We start from the raw sequence: 16,988 nt of genomic DNA, 5'->3' as shown, positions 1-16,988 counted from the left end.
AAACAAATTAAATTCAATTTAAATTTAAAAACTAAATCCAATTTAATTTATAAACAAACTAACTCTGAGATTACAGGACGTGCAGTCAAACTAAAATTTTTATTTTTATCTATACATAGGGTGTCCTCGATGCGAATCCCACCAATCCCAGGAAAATAGACCCCTGGCTCCACAGTAATGGTCATGCCAGATTCCAGTTTCACCTGACTTCCCCGCGGAGAACAAGGGTACTCATGAATATGTCTCCCCACCCCGTGTCCTATTCCATGGATAAAATAAGTATCCAGGTGATGCTCTCGCAGTACACGCACAGCTTCTGCATCAATGTCTCCCCAAAGCACTCCTTCTTTGCAAAGAGCCATGGCGCGCTTTTGAGCTTCCACAACCACAGGATAGCTTTCCAAAAGCTTAGGATGCGGAGTTCCCAATGCCGTCATCCGGGTCATATCAGAACAATACCCGTTCAGAAGAACTCCAATATCAATAAGAACAATATCTCCTTTCTTTAAAGGACGGTCTGTAGGGATCGAGTGTGGAAACGCTGAATGCTCTCCAAAAGCAATAATGGGAGGAAAAGAAGGTCCTTCGGCTCCTGCCTCAGCCCAGAAAGCTCGCAGCTGTCTCACGACCTCTTTCTCTGTGATTCCCTCTCGAAGTAACGTCAATACGTAATCATATCCTGCGGATCCCAAAGCTGCAGCTTCTTGCATGCGTCTAATTTCTTCTTCAGATTTTATACTACGAATTTTCTCTGTGAAGCACTCTAAAGGCTCCCAAAGACAGGGAAGTACTTGCCTCTGTGCAAACTTGTGATACACTGTTGAGGCACTATCAAATCCTATTTTCTGATACCTCTGTTTTTGTACGTAGAGCGATAAGTCTGCAACAACATCCTGAGTGAGAAAAGTCAAAGGCACACGTTGGATATGAGAATAGAGGTCCTTATCCATTCTGTAGACAAAGAACATCACTTCTTGCTGCCCTATCAATAAGATCCCTGCAATCGCTTCATCATGCAGGAAATAAGCAAGATCTTCGCTTTTTTCCACAAGAATAGCATCAAGATTATGTTCTGAGAGGGCTCTTTGAGCACGTAAAATACGATCGTGTGACATATGATTATCCTTCCATAAAATCAGAGTCTAAAATTAACCGACGAATTCGTGCACCGTCAAATCCTTTTTCAGGTTTCCCTACACTCCAAAGCAATTTGAGCCAGGAAACATCAAAAACATGCTGATGTTTAGAAAACGTTGCCTGCGTCAAAGTTTCTTTCATCAATGCTGTTAAAGCCTCTGAGTTTATATCAGTAGAGCCCCTTGCTGCCAATAGCAATAACCATTCTTTTAGCTCTTCTTCACCAATGACAGTGGGGGTACTTTCAATAGAGAAAACACAAGGTCCTACCTGTGATATTTCTATTCCTAAGTCGCATAACGTTCTTCCGTGATGAGAGAAGAAAAAAGCCTCCTCAGGAGTCACCTGAAGGCGTAGAGGAATCAGTAATGCTTGTGATTGATACATGCGAGAATTCTCTTGCATCAAAGACAGAAAAAACAGGTGCTTTCGCGCTGCAGCTGTAAAAATAATGTGCACACCCTCAAGATCCTCAGCCAGGACCACACGACCTAAAGAAGTTAAAAAACGAACGTCGCTAGAATATATCCAATCCATTTGGGACTTAGGTCCTCTAGATGTATATTCTTGTTTCTCTAAGGAAACATCTTCTGAACTATATGCAAAAAGATTTTGATCAAACTCTACACTCTCTTCTTCTTGCACATCGCTTGTTTCCAACATACGAAACATGGGTAAGGGCACCGAATCAGATTCTTCTATTTCTTGATGCGTACGACATAAGATGCCAGGAGGACATGCTAGAGTCTCTACGATAGCTTCTTTGATACAATCTCCAACAAGTTCTTCCTTAAGAATTCGAGCCTCTATTTTTTGTGGGTGGACATTAAAATCACACCATGACGAAGGAAGATAGAGCTTCAGCACAAAAACAGGATACCTGTGTAGAGGCAGAAGCAAGGCATAGGCGTCCCCAACCTTCTTAGAAATAAATAAAGACTCTATAGGGCGATCGTTAATAAAGATTTTCTGTCCTTGACGTGTGGGACGGTGGAAGCTGGGAGACCCTAACACCCCTACAATACGGACACCATTTGCCTCTTTATCTATGGTGAGGGCATCCTGCATGAAGTGGTCTCCCATCACATAGGCGACTCTTTCTTGAAATCCTTGCTGCTTAGCAATCTGAATTTCATGATGTCCCTCGCTAATCCAGGACCACCCTATGTTTGCTGTGGATAAAATCCGATTTTCTATCAGCTTGCGAATCCCTAAGCGATCCGATTGCATGCTCTTTTGGAATCCACGACGCACAGGAACATTATAAAACAGGGAGTTCACAATCACTGTGGTTCCTAGTTGCCGAGCACAGGGCTCACAAGAAACGATGTCTCCCCCATGAATTACGGTACGTACACCCTCGTCCCCCTCAATGGAAGATTGTATTTCCATTTTAGAAATCGAGGCAATGGAGGGTAGAGCCTCGCCTCGAAAGCCAAAGCTATTTAAAGAAAAAATATCAGAGAATTCTCTTATTTTTGAAGTGGCGTGACGTTGGAGGGCAATGGGGATGTCTTCGGCTCTGAAGCCACAACCATTATCTCTGATAATGATTGCGCCTTGTCCCCCTCCTAAAGTTTCGATTTCTATTTCATCGGCGCCAGCATCTAAGGAATTCTCAATCAGTTCTTTAACAACAGAAACGGAGTTTTCAATGACCTCACCAGCAGCAATTTGATTGATGGTCAGGGGATCAAGTAACTGAATAGGCCTTCTTGTAGACATAGGTGCCTTCGTTAAATTTCCGAGCCAGCAAATTAAAATACCCTAAAGCTAATGTCAAGAAAGCTTCCGTCTAATTTCCATTTTTCCTTAAAAATGAACGGGTTAGAAAAAGATTAATTAAAATAATAAAAATATTATTATCAATAGGCTTGTTTTTAGAAAAAGATTAATTTTAAAATTGATTCATAAATACAAAATAATTTTATTTTAGGAATTAGATCGATGAGCAAGCCCTCTCCTCGTAATGCCAATCAACCTCAAAAACCTTCAGCCTCTTTCAATAAAAAAACGCGAAGCCGTCTAGCAGAGCTGGCTGCTCAAAAGAAAGCAAAGGCTGATGACTTAGAACAAGTCCATCCCGTACCTACGGAAGAAGAAATTAAAAAAGCTTTAGGCAATATCTTCGAAGGTCTTAGCAATGGACTAGACCTACAACAGATTCTAGGTCTCTCGGACTATCTCTTAGAGGAGATCTATACTGTAGCTTATACATTCTATTCTCAAGGGAAGTACAACGAAGCTGTAGGACTCTTCCAGTTATTGGCAGCAGCACAACCTCAGAACTACAAGTATATGTTAGGGTTAAGCTCCTGCTACCACCAATTGCATTTATATAATGAAGCGGCTTTTGGATTTTTCCTTGCTTTCGATGCTCAACCTGACAACCCAATTCCTCCTTACTACATTGCTGATAGCTTATTGAAGCTACAGCAACCCGAAGAATCTAACAATTTCTTAGACGTCACCATGGATATCTGTGGGAATAACCCAGAATTCAAAATCTTAAAAGAACGTTGCCAAATTATGAAACAGTCTATTGAGAAGCAGATGGCTGGAGAAACTAAGAAAGCACCGACAAAAAAACCTGCGGGAAAAAGCAAAACAACTACAAATAAGAAAAGCGGAAAGAAACGTTAGTAAGATTCTAAGGAGAAATCATGAATAAAAAGCCCAAGAAAACAAAAAAGGCAGTTCAGTCTAAGGCAGCTCCTGTAAAGCGCGTACCAGAAGAATCTCAAGAAGCTGCTATCCAGCAGTTAGAACTTGCGGTATCTGATCTATATAAAGAGCTTCCCTTAGCTCAGACATTTGCCAGTCTTACTGACAAGAATCAGATTAATAGCATCATCGCGGCTCTTTCTGGAACTCTAGAATCTTTACATCTCGAAGAGTTAACTCAAGGATTATTCCCTTCTGCCCAAGAAGATGCCAACTTCGCAAAGGAGTTATCTTCAGTAGTACACGGATTAAAAAACCTAACCACTGTAGTTAATAAACAAATGGTTAAAGGCGCTGAGTAAAGCCCTTTGCAGAATCAAACCCCTTAGGATACAAACATGTCTATTTCATCTTCTTCAGGACCTGACAATCAAAAAAATATCATGTCTCAAGTTCTGACATCGACACCCCAGGGCGTGCCCCAACAAGATAAGCTGTCTGGCAACGAAACGAAGCAAATACAGCAAACACGTCAGGGTAAAAACACTGAGATGGAAAGCGATGCCACTATTGCTGGTGCTTCTGGAAAAGACAAAACTTCCTCGACTACAAAAACAGAAACAGCTCCACAACAGGGAGTTGCTGCTGGGAAAGAATCCTCAGAAAGTCAAAAGGCAGGTGCTGATACTGGAGTATCAGGAGCGGCTGCTACTACAGCATCAAATACTGCAACAAAAATTGCTATGCAGACCTCTATTGAAGAGGCGAGCAAAAGTATGGAGTCTACCTTAGAGTCACTTCAAAGCCTCAGTGCCGCGCAAATGAAAGAAGTCGAAGCGGTTGTTGTTGCTGCCCTCTCAGGGAAAAGTTCGGGTTCCGCAAAATTGGAAACACCTGAGCTCCCCAAGCCCGGGGTGACACCAAGATCAGAGGTTATCGAAATCGGACTCGCGCTTGCTAAAGCAATTCAGACATTGGGAGAAGCCACAAAATCTGCCTTATCTAACTATGCAAGTACACAAGCACAAGCAGACCAAACAAATAAACTAGGTCTAGAAAAGCAAGCGATAAAAATCGATAAAGAACGAGAAGAATACCAAGAGATGAAGGCTGCCGAACAGAAGTCTAAAGATCTCGAAGGAACAATGGATACTGTCAATACTGTGATGATCGCGGTTTCTGTTGCCATTACAGTTATTTCTATTGTTGCTGCTATTTTTACATGCGGAGCTGGACTCGCTGGACTCGCTGCGGGAGCTGCTGTAGGTGCAGCGGCAGCTGGAGGTGCAGCAGGAGCTGCTGCCGCAACCACGGTAGCAACACAAATTACAGTTCAAGCTGTTGTCCAAGCGGTGAAACAAGCTGTTATCACAGCTGTCAGACAAGCGATCACCGCGGCTATAAAAGCGGCTGTCAAATCTGGAATAAAAGCATTTATCAAAACTTTAGTCAAAGCGATTGCCAAAGCCATTTCTAAAGGAATCTCTAAGGTTTTCGCTAAGGGAACTCAAATGATTGCGAAGAACTTCCCCAAGCTCTCGAAAGTCATCTCGTCTCTTACCAGTAAATGGGTCACGGTTGGGGTTGGGGTTGTAGTTGCGGCGCCTGCTCTCGGTAAAGGGATTATGCAAATGCAGCTCTCGGAGATGCAACAAAACGTCGCTCAATTTCAGAAAGAAGTCGGAAAACTGCAGGCTGCGGCTGATATGATTTCTATGTTCACTCAATTTTGGCAACAGGCAAGTAAAATTGCCTCAAAACAAACAGGCGAGTCTAATGAAATGACTCAAAAAGCTACCAAGCTGGGCGCTCAAATCCTTAAAGCGTATGCCGCAATCAGCGGAGCCATCGCTGGCGCAGCATAAAACCAATAATTTTTAAAGGAGCATGTATTGCTATGACATCAGGAGTTAGTGGAAGTTCAAGTCAGGATCCCACATTGGCTGCGCAATTGGCACAATCCTCTCAAAAAGCAGGAAATGCTCAGAGCGGTCACGATACTAAGAATGTAACAAAGCAAGGGGCTCAAGCAGAAGTCGCTGCTGGAGGCTTTGAGGATCTCATTCAAGACGCTTCAGCGCAAAGTACAGGAAAAAAAGAAGCTACATCTTCAACTACTAAAAGTAGTAAGGGAGAAAAAAGCGAAAAATCTGGGAAATCTAAATCCTCAACTTCGGTAGCAAGCGCAAGTGAAACTGCAACGGCACAAGCCGTACAAGGTCCTAAGGGATTAAGACAAAATAATTATGACTCACCCAGCCTTCCTACTCCTGAGGCACAGACCATCAATGGTATTGTACTTAAAAAAGGCATGGGTACGTTAGCACTCCTCGGTTTAGTTATGACCTTGATGGCCAATGCTGCCGGAGAGTCTTGGAAAGCTTCATTCCAATCACAAAACCAAGCGATCCGGTCACAAGTCGAATCCGCTCCTGCTATTGGAGAAGCTATTAAAAGGCAAGCGAACCATCAAGCATCAGCTACAGAAGCACAGGCAAAACAGTCCTTGATTAGTGGTATTGTAAACATTGTAGGATTTACAGTTTCTGTAGGAGCGGGTATTTTCTCTGCTGCAAAAGGAGCTACCTCGGCTTTAAAATCTGCTTCCTTTGCCAAAGAAACAGGTGCCTCAGCTGCTGGAGGTGCTGCTTCCAAAGCTTTAACTTCTGCAAGTTCTTCTGTTCAACAGACTATGGCTTCGACTGCCAAGGCGGCAACAACAGCAGCGAGTTCTGCGGGATCAGCAGCCACCAAAGCTGCAGCGAACCTAACCGATGATATGGCCGCAGCAGCTTCAAAAATGGCCTCTGATGGAGCTTCGAAAGCTTCAGGAGGACTCTTTGGCGAAGTCTTAAATAAACCTAACTGGTCTGAAAAAGTCTCCAGAGGTATGAACGTAGTGAAAACTCAGGGAGCGCGTGTTGCATCATTTGCAGGAAATGCTCTTTCTTCCTCTATGCAAATGAGTCAATTAATGCATGGACTCACAGCGGCTGTTGAAGGTCTTTCTGCGGGGCAGACAGGAATAGAAGTCGCCCATCATCAGCGGTTAGCAGGACAAGCAGAGGCTCAAGCAGAAGTCTTGAAACAAATGTCTTCGGTTTATGGTCAGCAAGCAGGACAAGCAGGACAATTACAAGAGCAAGCTATGCAATCATTTAATACTGCCTTACAAACACTACAAAATATTGCGGACTCTCAAACACAAACAACATCTGCTATCTTTAATTAATCACAATTAGAGATCTGATCAAAAAAAGCTCGGTTTGATACCGAGCTTTTTCATGTAAAGCGGCTTTACTTTAAGAAACAATGTAGCCCTGTCGGAACTCTTCATGGTAGATGAGACGACAGCCCGCCACCATGAAGGCTACAGCTAACACCAAGCCCAAGGAGACTCCCTTCTCCCCAAGCAATATCCAACCATAAAAGCCTGAATAAAGTGGCATGACAAGGCTACAAAATGAAAGGAAAGTGGAAGAATACTTTCTTAATAATTTGGCGTACAGGTTGTAGCAAATCAAATTAGAAATTACCACTAGAGCCAAAGTCGCGTATAGAAACTGCGATATATCTTGCACTGGTAAAGGACGCCAGGGTTCCACGACTGCAGAGTGCATGATTGATAGCATTCCGGCTATTAACATCGCGTATGCATTAATTGCTGTGACCGATAACGTAGACTGCTTTTCGATTTGTCTAAGAAGAGTCCAGCCAAAAGAAGCTAAACTTGCTGCCCCCAAGATTAGAAGCTCAGGAAGACCTATTTGCCAGGTCCAAGGCTGAGAATCGTCTCCTCCCCCACCAAAGGTTAAGTAACAAATATAGCTCACCAAGCCTAGGGATAATCCTAAAACCTTTTTGAGAGTCACTTTCTCTTTCAGCTGAATATAGGAAAAAAGTGCTGACATTAGAGGAGAGAGTCCATAAATAAAGCATGTCTTAGATGAACTTAGACTTTGTAATCCTATGAACTCAAAAATATTGGTAAGATAGAAACCTGTTAAAGCTAACAGGACGATATATAAGAATATTTTCTTCGATATACCAACAAAACCGCCTCGAAACCATGCAGCAAGAGCCAAGATCGCACCAGCGATTACCATGCGAGCTCCTGTAGCAAATATCGGAGCTGAAGCATTCATAACTAGTTTGCTAAGAGCGAAGGAAGAAGACCAAATAAATGCCGTAAGAAAAACTAGAAAAAGCGACATATGCAAACCAGTTTGTAATGTTTATTAAGCAGATAGTATAAAAGATGTTTTTATTAGTTCCAATCTAAATCTCCTGGCGCTTTGGAACTTGTATTAAAAAATAAAAGTTTTTTTATAAAAAAAAGCTTCTTGCTTTGATCAAAAAAAACACTAAAATGCTAACAACGAAAGTCCCCCTAACATGGAGGCGTGGAACAAGATGATTCAAGTAACTTGTGATCAAAAAAATTATGAAGTACTCGAAGGTACTACAGCAGCGGAACTCGCTAAACAATTAAAAAATTCTCATCAATTCATTGGTGTTCTCATTAACGAACGCCCTAGAGATCTTTCCACCCACCTAAACGAAGGCGACACCTTAGTATTTCTGACTTCCGAAGATCCCGAAGGACGAGAAATTTTTCTTCATACTTCTGCCCATCTTCTAGCCCAAGCCGTATTGCGTTTATGGCCTGATGCAATTCCTACAATCGGCCCTGTCATCGACCATGGCTTTTACTATGATTTTGCCAATCTTTCCATTAGCGAAAGTGATTTCCCGTTAATTGAAGATACAGTAAAACAAATTGTTGATGAAAAGCTTGCGATTTCTCGCTTTACTTATGGCGATAAGCAACAAGCTTTAGCACAATTCCCACAGAATCCATTTAAGACAGAGTTGATTCGTGAGCTTCCTGAAAATGAAGAAATTTCTGCCTATAGCCAAGGGGAGTTTTTTGATCTTTGCCGAGGTCCTCACCTTCCCTCTACAGCTCATGTAAAAGCGTTTAAAGTCTTACGCACATCTGCAGCTTATTGGCGAGGGGATCCTTCTCGAGAATCTTTAGTACGTATTTACGGAACTTCGTTTCCTACATCTAAGGAACTTCGAGCACATTTAGAGCAAATTGAGGAAGCAAAAAAACGGGACCACCGTGTTTTGGGGGCCAAGTTAGATCTATTTTCTCAGCAAGAAAGTTCTCCTGGAATGCCCTTCTTCCATCCTCGCGGTATGATTGTTTGGGATGCATTGATTCGTTATTGGAAGCAGCTGCACACAGCTGCGGGTTATAAGGAAATCCTAACGCCACAGTTGATGAATCGTCAGTTATGGGAAGTTTCAGGCCACTGGGACAATTATAAAGCAAACATGTACACACTGCAAATCGACGATGAAGATTATGCCATTAAGCCCATGAACTGCCCAGGATGCATGCTCTATTATAAAACCCGCTTGCATAGTTATAAGGAGTTCCCTCTACGTGTAGCAGAAGTTGGTCATGTCCATCGTCAAGAAGCTTCGGGAGCCCTTTCAGGGTTAATGCGTGTCCGTGCGTTCCACCAAGATGATGCTCATGTATTTCTTACTCCAGAGCAAGTCGAAGAGGAAACTTTGAATATTCTTCAGTTAGTTTCTACACTGTACGGTACATTTGGATTAGAGTATCACCTGGAACTCTCCACACGTCCAGAAAAAGATACGATTGGGGATGATTCTCTATGGGAGCTAGCAACAGATGCCTTAAATCGAGCATTAGTTCAGTCCGGGACACCCTTCATTGTTCGTCCAGGAGAAGGTGCTTTTTACGGTCCTAAAATTGATATCCATGTTAAAGATGCGATTCAAAGAACATGGCAATGTGGAACCATCCAGTTAGACATGTTCCTTCCAGAGCGTTTCGAATTAGAATACACCACAGCTCAAGGAACTAAGAGTGTTCCTGTGATGTTACATCGGGCTCTTTTTGGTTCTATAGAACGCTTTTTAGGAATTCTGATTGAGAACTTCAAAGGAAGATTCCCCTTATGGTTAAGTCCTGAGCAAGTGCGTATCATCACAGTTGCTGATCGCCATATTCCTAGAGCGAAAGAGCTCGAGGAAGCGTGGAAACGTTTAGGCTTAGTCGTCACCTTAGACGATTCTAGTGAGTCTGTAAGTAAAAAGATTCGCAATGCCCAAAACATGCAGGTCAATTACATGATCACTCTTGGAGATCATGAAATTAATGAAAATGTACTCGCAGTACGCACCCGAGATAACCGAGTGATTAATGATGTCTCTGTAGAGAGATTCTTAAACACTATACTTGAAGAAAAGAACTCTTTAAGTTTAACTGCATTATTGTAGTTGCTAAGGATTTTTGAGGATACGCATCAAGAATGAAGACCATCGCTGTAAACAGCTTTAAAGGTGGAACAGCAAAAACATCAACAACCCTTCATCTTGGTGCGGCTCTTGCCCAGTACCATCAAGCCAGGGTATTGCTTATTGATTTTGACGCTCAAGCAAATCTCACCTCTGGATTAGGCTTAGATCCTGATTGCTATGACAGCCTTGCTGTTGTGTTACAAGGCGAAAAAGAAATTCAAGAAGTCATCCGACCCATCCAAGACACTCAGCTGGATTTAATTCCTGCTGACACCTGGTTAGAGCGTATTGAAGTGTCAGGAAATCTTGCTGCGGATCGCTATTCTCATGAAAGACTGAAATATGTACTTGGTTCTGTCCAAGACAAGTACGACTATGTGATTATTGATACTCCTCCTTCACTTTGTTGGCTTACAGAATCTGCCCTAATTGCTGCTGATTATGCGCTTATTTGCGCTACCCCAGAATTTTATAGTGTCAAAGGTCTAGAACGTCTGGCTGGTTTCATCCAAGGAATTTCAGCACGACATCCCCTAACGATTTTAGGAGTTGCCTTATCCTTTTGGAATTGCAGAGGGAAAAACAATTCCGCATTTGCTGAGCTGATTCACAAAACTTTCCCCGGGAAGTTATTGAATACGAAAATACGTAGAGACATCACTGTTTCAGAAGCTGCGATTCATGGCAAACCTGTCTTTGCTACATCTCCCAGTGCACGTGCCTCTGAAGATTATTTCAACCTCACTAAAGAATTGCTAATTTTATTAAGAGATATTTAGCTCTATGGGGAATCTAAAAACGCTCTTAGAAAGTCGCTTCAAAAAGAATACTCCCACTAAAATGGAAGCGCTTGCCCGTAAACGCATGGAAGGAGATCCCTCTCCTCTTGCCGTTCGCCTTTCCAATCCTACGCTTTCCTCTAAAGAAAAAGAGCAACTCCGTCATCTGCTTCAGCACTACAACTTTCGAGAACAGATTGAAGAACCTGATCTTACCCAGCTCTGTACTCTTTCTGCTGAAGTGAAGCAAATCCATCATCAATCTGTCCTTTTACATGGGGAGCGCATCACAAAAGTCCGTGATTTACTGAAAAGCTATCGTGAAGGTGCTTTTTCTTCTTGGCTTCTCTTAACCTATGGGAATAGACAAACCCCCTATAATTTTTTAGTTTACTACGAACTCTTTACCCTTCTTCCTGAACCTTTAAAAATAGAGATGGAAAAGATGCCTAGACAAGCTGTCTATACTTTAGCATCTCGTCAAGGGCCCCAAGAAAAAAAAGAAGAGATTATCCGAAACTACCGAGGGGAAAGAAAAAGCGAGCTTTTAGATCGCATTCGCAAAGAGTTCCCCTTAGTTGAGACAGATTGTAGAAAAACATCACCAGTAAAGCAGGCTCTTGCTATGCTTACCAAAGGCTCTCAAATACTAACTAAGTGTACGAGTCTCTCTTCTGATGAGCAGATCATTTTGGAAAAATTGATAAAAAAACTAGAAAAAGTTAAAAGTAACCTCTTTCCCGATACAAAGGTATGATTTATGGCAGCAAAGACAAAAACATTAGAGCTTGAAGACAACGTTTTTCTCCTTCTTGAAGGAAATTTAAAAAGAATTTTTGCTACTCCTATTGGTTACACAACCTTTCGAGAATTTCAAAATGTCGTTTTCAACTGTGCCAATGGTCAGCAAGAGATTGCAAATTTCTTTTTCGAGATGTTAATTAATGGCAAGTTAACACAAGAACTTGCTCCTCAGCAAAAGCAAGCTGCGCATAGTTTAATTGCCGAATTTATGATGCCTATTCGTGTCGCTAAAGACATCCATGAACGCGGGGAATTTATTAATTTCATCACTTCAGATATGCTTACCCAACAAGAGCGTTGTATTTTCTTAAATCGATTAGCTCGTGTCGATGGTCAAGAGTTCTTATTGATGACTGATGTGCAGAATACCTGCCACTTGATTCGTCATTTACTAGCAAGACTTTTAGAAGCACAAAAGAATCCTGTTGGAGAGAAAAATCTTCAGGAAATTCAAGAAGAAATTACATCATTAAAAAATCACTTTGATGAGCTAACTAAAGCACTTCAATAGCGGACGTCATGAATAAAAAAAAGCGCGTACTTACCGGGGATCGTCCCACAGGGAAACTCCATTTAGGGCATTGGGTTGGTTCTATAAAAAACCGATTAGAACTTCAAAATAGCCCTGAGTACGATTGCTTTTTTATTATTGCCGATCTCCACACCCTAACTACAAAAATCCGCAAGGAAGAGGTTTTAGATGTAGATAACCACATCTATGAAGTTCTTGCTGATTGGCTAAGTGTAGGGATTGATCCAACGAAATCTATAATTTACCTACAATCTGCGATCCCTGAGATCTACGAGTTACATCTCCTATTTTCGATGCTCATCTCAATCAATAGAGTGATGGGCATTCCCAGCCTCAAAGATATGGCCCGAAATGCCTCAATCGAGGAGGGAAGTCTTTCTTATGGTCTTATTGGGTACCCTATTTTACAAAGTGCGGATATTCTTCTAGCGAAAGCACAGTTTGTCCCTGTAGGGAAAGACAATGAAGCGCATGTGGAGCTCACCCGGGATATCGCTAGAAATTTCAACCGTCTGTATGGGCAGGTATTTCCAGAGCCCGAGGTACTACAAGGCGAGCTTACCTCTCTTGTAGGAATTGACGGGCAAGGGAAAATGAGTAAGTCCGCGAACAACGCGATCTATCTTTCCGATAGCGACGCTACAATTACTGAGAAAGTCCGTAAGATGTACACGGATCCCAACCGGATTCGAGCAACCACACCAGGTCGAGTTGAAGGAAATCCCCTCTTTATTTATCATGACATCTTCAATCCCCATAAAGATGAGGTTGAAGAGTTTAAAGCACGCTATCGTCAAGGTTGCATTAAAGACATCGAAGTAAAAGCACGCCTTGCTGAAGAGCTGATTCACTTTTTAAAACCCATAAAAGAAAGACGCTCAGAATTTCTATCCAAGCCTCTGGCATTACAAAACGTCTTAGAGGATGGCACGCATAAAATGCGTGAAGTAGCCAAAGTCACTATGGAAGAAGTTCATGACAAATTTGGGTTTAGCCATAAATGGCGCTCATTGCTTAAATAATTTTTACTATGACATTCCAACTTCATGCTCCTTTTGCTCCTTGCGGCGACCAGCCAGAGGCGATTGCTCGGCTGTCTGCGGGTGTGCGTAATCAGGTAAAATCACAAGTACTTCTTGGAACTACAGGTTCTGGGAAGACATTCACTATTGCGAATGTTGTTGCCAACGTAAATCTCCCTACCCTGGTTTTAGCCCATAACAAAACGCTAGCTGCTCAGCTGTATCAAGAATTTCGTGAATTTTTCCCTAATAATGCCGTTGAGTATTTCATCTCTTACTACGATTACTATCAACCTGAGGCCTATATTGCCCGTAGTGATACCTATATAGAAAAAAGCCTCCTTATCAATGATGAAATCGATAAGTTACGTTTATCAGCAACACGGTCTATTTTAGAGCGCCGAGACACTTTAATCGTTTCCTCAGTATCTTGCATTTATGGTATTGGTTCTCCTGAAAACTATACATCCATGGCGTTAGTCTTAGAGGTAGGGAAAGAGTACCCTAGGAATATCCTGACAGCTCAGCTTGTTAAAATGCACTATCAAGCATCTCCCATCCCACAGAGAAGTGCATTTCGAGAGCGTGGGAGTGTAATCGATATTTTCCCTGCATACGAAAGTGAACTTGCCCTAAGATTAGAATTTCTAAATGACACCCTTACCTCCATAGAATACAGCGATCCCCTCACTATGATTCCCAAGGAAAGTGTCCCTTCGGCTACTTTATATCCTGGATCTCATTACGTCATTCCTGAGGCAATTCGCGAGCAAGCGATCCGAACCATTCAGGAAGAGTTAGAAGAGCGCATGGCCTTTTTTGACGACCGTCCTATAGAAAAGGACCGCATTTTCCATCGTACGACTCATGACATTGAGATGATCAAGGAAATCGGATTCTGCAAGGGCATAGAAAACTATTCACGGCATTTTACAGGGGCGCCCCCAGGAGCACCGCCTACGTGCCTCTTAGATTATTTTCCTGAGGACTTTCTCCTTATTATCGATGAGTCTCATCAAACACTACCTCAAATACGTGCTATGTATCGTGGAGACCAATCTCGGAAGCAATCTTTAGTAGAATATGGATTCCGTCTCCCCTCAGCCTTCGATAACCGCCCGCTAACCTATGAAGAAGCCCAGAAGTACTTTCGTAAAGTCATCTATGTCTCTGCAACACCAGGTGATACGGAAGTCCAAGAGAGCTCAGGTCATATTGTACAACAAATCATCCGCCCGACGGGGATCCCCGATCCTATGCCTGAAATCCGTCCTGCTACAGGACAAGTGGATGATCTTCTTGAAGAAATTCGTTTGCGGCTGTCTCAGAAACATGAAAAAATCCTAGTGATTTCTATAACAAAGAAACTTGCCGAAGATATGGCGGGTTTTCTTTCAGAATTAGAGATCCCTGCGGCATACTTGCATTCTGGAATAGAAACTGCAGAACGCACGCAAATCCTTACAGACCTACGCTCGGGCGTTATTGACGTATTGATTGGAGTCAATCTCCTACGTGAAGGACTCGATCTTCCCGAGGTCTCTTTAGTTGCGATCTTAGATGCTGACAAAGAGGGCTTTTTAAGAAGCACGTCATCTCTGATTCAGTTTTGTGGAAGAGCTGCTAGGAATATCAATGGTAAAGTCATTTTCTATGCTGATCAAAAAACCCGTTCTATAGAGGAGACTCTTCGAGAGACCGAACGCCGGCGTCAGATACAGTTAGATTACAATAAAGAGCACAATATTGTTCCTAAGCCCATTATAAAAGCTATTTTTGCCAATCCTATTCTACAAACCTCTAAAGACTCGGAGTCTCCCAAGGAATCTCAACGCCCCCTATCTAAAGAAGATCTTGAAGAGCAAATTAAGAAATACGAAGCTCTCATGCAACGTGCTGCTAAAGAATTTCGATTCAACGAAGCTGCGAAATACCGCGATGCAATGCAAGCTTGCAAAGAACAGCTTCTCTATTTGTTCTAAGAGAATTTCTGATCTCGATATTCAAGAATATTCCTCCCCAAATTTATCTATTTTTGTCATTATGAGTTTGATGTGAATCCGTAGCTACGTATTTTAGAATACATATCTACAGTTCAAGAAGCAGAGCAGGATCAGTAGGTTCACATGCTATTGAGCTCTTAGCAAAGTCTTAAAGAAAAGAGATAAAAATTATGTTTGAAGCTGTCATTGCCGATATCCAGGCTAGGGAAATCTTGGATTCTCGCGGGTATCCCACTTTACATGTTAAAGTAACCACTAGCACAGGTTCTGTTGGAGAAGCTCGGGTTCCTTCAGGAGCATCCACAGGGAAAAAAGAAGCCTTAGAGTTTCGTGATACAGATTCTCCTCGTTATCAAGGCAAAGGGGTTTTGCAAGCTGTAAAAAACGTAAAAGAAATTCTTTTTCCCCTCGTCAAGGGATGTAGTGTTTATGAGCAATCCTTAATTGATTCTCTGATGATGGATTCTGACGGCTCTCCGAACAAAGAAACTCTAGGGGCCAATGCTATTTTAGGAGTCTCTCTAGCTACAGCACATGCAGCAGCAGCAACACTACGCAGACCTCTGTATCGTTATTTAGGAGGGTGTTTTGCCTGCAGTCTTCCCTGTCCTATGATGAATCTGATCAATGGAGGCATGCATGCCGATAACGGCTTGGAGTTCCAAGAATTTATGATCCGTCCTATTGGAGCCTCTTCCATCAAAGAAGCTGTCAACATGGGTGCTGACGTTTTTCATACTTTGAAAAAATTACTCCATGAAAGAGGCTTATCTACTGGAGTGGGTGACGAAGGAGGCTTCGCCCCGAATCTTGCTTCTAATGAAGAAGCTCTAGAGCTCCTATTGCTGGCTATTGAAAAAGCAGGCTTTACTCCAGGAAAAGATATATCGCTAGCCTTAGACTGCGCAGCATCCTCATTCTATAACGTAAAAACAGGCACGTATGATGGGAGGCACTATGAAGAGCAAATCGCAATCCTTTCTAATTTATGTGATCGCTATCCTATAGACTCCATAGAAGATGGTCTTGCTGAAGAAGACTATGACGGGTGGGCCTTGTTAACTGAAGTTCTTGGAGAAAAAGTACAGATTGTGGGTGATGACCTATTTGTTACAAATCCGGAATTAATATTAGAGGGTATTAGCAATGGATTAGCGAACTCTGTGTTGATTAAACCAAATCAGATAGGGACGCTTACTGAAACAGTGTATGCTATCAAGCTTGCGCAAATGGCTGGCTATACTACAATTATTTCTCATCGCTCAGGAGAAACTACGGACACTACGATTGCAGATCTTGCTGTTGCCTTCAACGCCGGTCAAATCAAAACAGGCTCTTTATCACGTTCTGAGCGTGTTGCAAAATACAATAGACTCATGGAAATTGAAGAAGAGCTTGGATCCGAAGCAATTTTCACAGATTCTAATGTATTTGCTTACGAGGATTCTGAGGAATAGAGGGATTTTCTCTATTTCTATCTTATCTCCAAATCAAGAATACATCGCAGATCTATGGGCCTTATCTTTCTGATCTGCAATGTGTTCTTTATTTCCCTCTTTCAAGACATCTTCATCAGCACGTCTATAAATCCTTTCTTATTCTATTTTCATTAAAAAACCGCTCCTAGGATCTTGCTTGTAGCTCTTTTGATATCTTGGTATAGTTTCTTGGATTAAAAAAAAATTCATTTGCAAACCTTGAAAAC

Annotated in this window: 14 protein-coding genes; 11 read left to right on the top strand and 3 right to left on the bottom strand. The window is 42.1% G+C overall.

What is annotated here, in order from left to right; all coding sequences use genetic code 11:
- Positions 1 to 47: 47 nt before the first annotated feature.
- The gene (locus CPB_RS04195) at positions 48 to 1,115 is read right to left on the bottom strand and encodes a M24 family metallopeptidase (protein ID WP_010883450.1); all 1,068 of its coding nucleotides are present in this window, start codon (positions 1,113 to 1,115) and stop codon (positions 48 to 50) included.
- 4 nt (positions 1,116 to 1,119) lie between these two features.
- Positions 1,120 to 2,862, bottom strand: coding sequence for a DNA mismatch repair endonuclease MutL (gene mutL / locus CPB_RS04190; protein WP_010883449.1), 1,743 nt, complete (start codon positions 2,860 to 2,862; stop codon positions 1,120 to 1,122).
- A gap of 222 nt (positions 2,863 to 3,084) precedes the next feature.
- On the opposite strand from mutL, the gene CPB_RS04185 reads away from it, so the two are divergent.
- Genes CPB_RS04185 through copD form a run of 4 tightly spaced genes read left to right on the top strand, consistent with a single transcriptional unit; the run spans position 3,085 to position 7,033 of the window.
- Entirely contained in the window at positions 3,085 to 3,780 is a 696-nt protein-coding gene (locus CPB_RS04185; protein ID WP_010883448.1) for a SycD/LcrH family type III secretion system chaperone, read from the top strand.
- Positions 3,781 to 3,800: 20 nt separating this feature from the next.
- Entirely contained in the window at positions 3,801 to 4,163 is a 363-nt protein-coding gene (locus CPB_RS04180; protein WP_010883447.1) for a hypothetical protein, read from the top strand.
- A gap of 36 nt (positions 4,164 to 4,199) precedes the next feature.
- Positions 4,200 to 5,666, top strand: a complete 1,467-nt coding sequence (gene copB / locus CPB_RS04175; protein ID WP_010892258.1) for a type III secretion system translocon subunit CopB — start codon at positions 4,200 to 4,202, stop codon at positions 5,664 to 5,666.
- 32 nt (positions 5,667 to 5,698) lie between these two features.
- Positions 5,699 to 7,033 carry a type III secretion system translocon subunit CopD gene (gene copD / locus CPB_RS04170; RefSeq protein WP_010883445.1) on the top strand — a complete coding sequence of 445 codons (1,335 nt, stop codon included), beginning with the start codon at positions 5,699 to 5,701 and terminating at the stop codon, positions 7,031 to 7,033.
- Positions 7,034 to 7,103: 70 nt separating this feature from the next.
- Here the strand turns inward: copD and CPB_RS04165 are convergent, their stop codons facing one another.
- Positions 7,104 to 8,015: a DMT family transporter gene (locus tag CPB_RS04165; protein ID WP_041466969.1), complete on the bottom strand. Its 912-nt coding sequence runs from the start codon at positions 8,013 to 8,015 to the stop codon at positions 7,104 to 7,106.
- 199 nt (positions 8,016 to 8,214) lie between these two features.
- Between CPB_RS04165 and thrS the strand changes: the two genes are divergently transcribed.
- From thrS to eno, 7 genes are all read left to right on the top strand, one after another.
- Entirely contained in the window at positions 8,215 to 10,122 is a 1,908-nt protein-coding gene (gene thrS, locus CPB_RS04160; RefSeq protein ID WP_010883443.1) for a threonine--tRNA ligase, read from the top strand.
- Between the two features lie 32 nt (positions 10,123 to 10,154).
- Positions 10,155 to 10,922 carry a ParA family protein gene (locus CPB_RS04155; RefSeq protein WP_010883442.1) on the top strand — a complete coding sequence of 256 codons (768 nt, stop codon included), beginning with the start codon at positions 10,155 to 10,157 and terminating at the stop codon, positions 10,920 to 10,922.
- Between the two features lie 4 nt (positions 10,923 to 10,926).
- Complete coding sequence (locus CPB_RS04150) at positions 10,927 to 11,679, top strand: pGP6-D family virulence protein (protein ID WP_010883441.1); 753 nt, start codon at positions 10,927 to 10,929, stop codon at positions 11,677 to 11,679.
- Positions 11,680 to 11,682: 3 nt separating this feature from the next.
- Complete coding sequence (locus CPB_RS04145) at positions 11,683 to 12,237, top strand: CT584/Cpn0803 family type III secretion system protein (protein ID WP_010883440.1); 555 nt, start codon at positions 11,683 to 11,685, stop codon at positions 12,235 to 12,237.
- A gap of 8 nt (positions 12,238 to 12,245) precedes the next feature.
- Positions 12,246 to 13,280 carry a tryptophan--tRNA ligase gene (trpS, locus tag CPB_RS04140; RefSeq protein WP_010883439.1) on the top strand — a complete coding sequence of 345 codons (1,035 nt, stop codon included), beginning with the start codon at positions 12,246 to 12,248 and terminating at the stop codon, positions 13,278 to 13,280.
- Positions 13,281 to 13,288: 8 nt separating this feature from the next.
- Entirely contained in the window at positions 13,289 to 15,262 is a 1,974-nt protein-coding gene (uvrB, locus tag CPB_RS04135) for an excinuclease ABC subunit UvrB (RefSeq protein ID WP_010883438.1), read from the top strand.
- A 191-nt stretch (positions 15,263 to 15,453) separates the two neighbouring features.
- Positions 15,454 to 16,740 carry a phosphopyruvate hydratase gene (gene eno, locus CPB_RS04130; protein WP_011126231.1) on the top strand — a complete coding sequence of 429 codons (1,287 nt, stop codon included), beginning with the start codon at positions 15,454 to 15,456 and terminating at the stop codon, positions 16,738 to 16,740.
- The last annotated feature ends 248 nt before the right edge of the window (positions 16,741 to 16,988 follow it).

This window comes from Chlamydia pneumoniae TW-183, assembly GCF_000007205.1.
Classification (GTDB): Bacteria; Chlamydiota; Chlamydiia; order Chlamydiales; family Chlamydiaceae; genus Chlamydia; species Chlamydia pneumoniae.
The sequence above is the reverse complement of the archived record's forward strand: the minus strand, read 5'-3'. Positions and strand labels throughout refer to the sequence as shown.

What these genes read in the sequence shown, in the direction of transcription:
- copD (WP_010883445.1), top strand. Translation starts at nt 5,699, where the DNA reads ATGACATCAGGAGTTAGTGGAAGTTCAAGTCAGGATCCCACATTGGCT.
- uvrB (WP_010883438.1), top strand. Translation starts at nt 13,289, where the DNA reads ATGACATTCCAACTTCATGCTCCTTTTGCTCCTTGCGGCGACCAGCCA.
- copB (WP_010892258.1), top strand. Translation starts at nt 4,200, where the DNA reads ATGTCTATTTCATCTTCTTCAGGACCTGACAATCAAAAAAATATCATG.
- CPB_RS04155 (WP_010883442.1), top strand. Translation starts at nt 10,155, where the DNA reads ATGAAGACCATCGCTGTAAACAGCTTTAAAGGTGGAACAGCAAAAACA.
- mutL (WP_010883449.1), bottom strand. Translation starts at nt 2,862, where the DNA reads ATGTCTACAAGAAGGCCTATTCAGTTACTTGATCCCCTGACCATCAAT.
- CPB_RS04180 (WP_010883447.1), top strand. Translation starts at nt 3,801, where the DNA reads ATGAATAAAAAGCCCAAGAAAACAAAAAAGGCAGTTCAGTCTAAGGCA.
- CPB_RS04150 (WP_010883441.1), top strand. Translation starts at nt 10,927, where the DNA reads ATGGGGAATCTAAAAACGCTCTTAGAAAGTCGCTTCAAAAAGAATACT.
- thrS (WP_010883443.1), top strand. Translation starts at nt 8,215, where the DNA reads ATGATTCAAGTAACTTGTGATCAAAAAAATTATGAAGTACTCGAAGGT.
- CPB_RS04195 (WP_010883450.1), bottom strand. Translation starts at nt 1,115, where the DNA reads ATGTCACACGATCGTATTTTACGTGCTCAAAGAGCCCTCTCAGAACAT.
- eno (WP_011126231.1), top strand. Translation starts at nt 15,454, where the DNA reads ATGTTTGAAGCTGTCATTGCCGATATCCAGGCTAGGGAAATCTTGGAT.
- CPB_RS04185 (WP_010883448.1), top strand. Translation starts at nt 3,085, where the DNA reads ATGAGCAAGCCCTCTCCTCGTAATGCCAATCAACCTCAAAAACCTTCA.
- CPB_RS04145 (WP_010883440.1), top strand. Translation starts at nt 11,683, where the DNA reads ATGGCAGCAAAGACAAAAACATTAGAGCTTGAAGACAACGTTTTTCTC.
- trpS (WP_010883439.1), top strand. Translation starts at nt 12,246, where the DNA reads ATGAATAAAAAAAAGCGCGTACTTACCGGGGATCGTCCCACAGGGAAA.
- CPB_RS04165 (WP_041466969.1), bottom strand. Translation starts at nt 8,015, where the DNA reads ATGTCGCTTTTTCTAGTTTTTCTTACGGCATTTATTTGGTCTTCTTCC.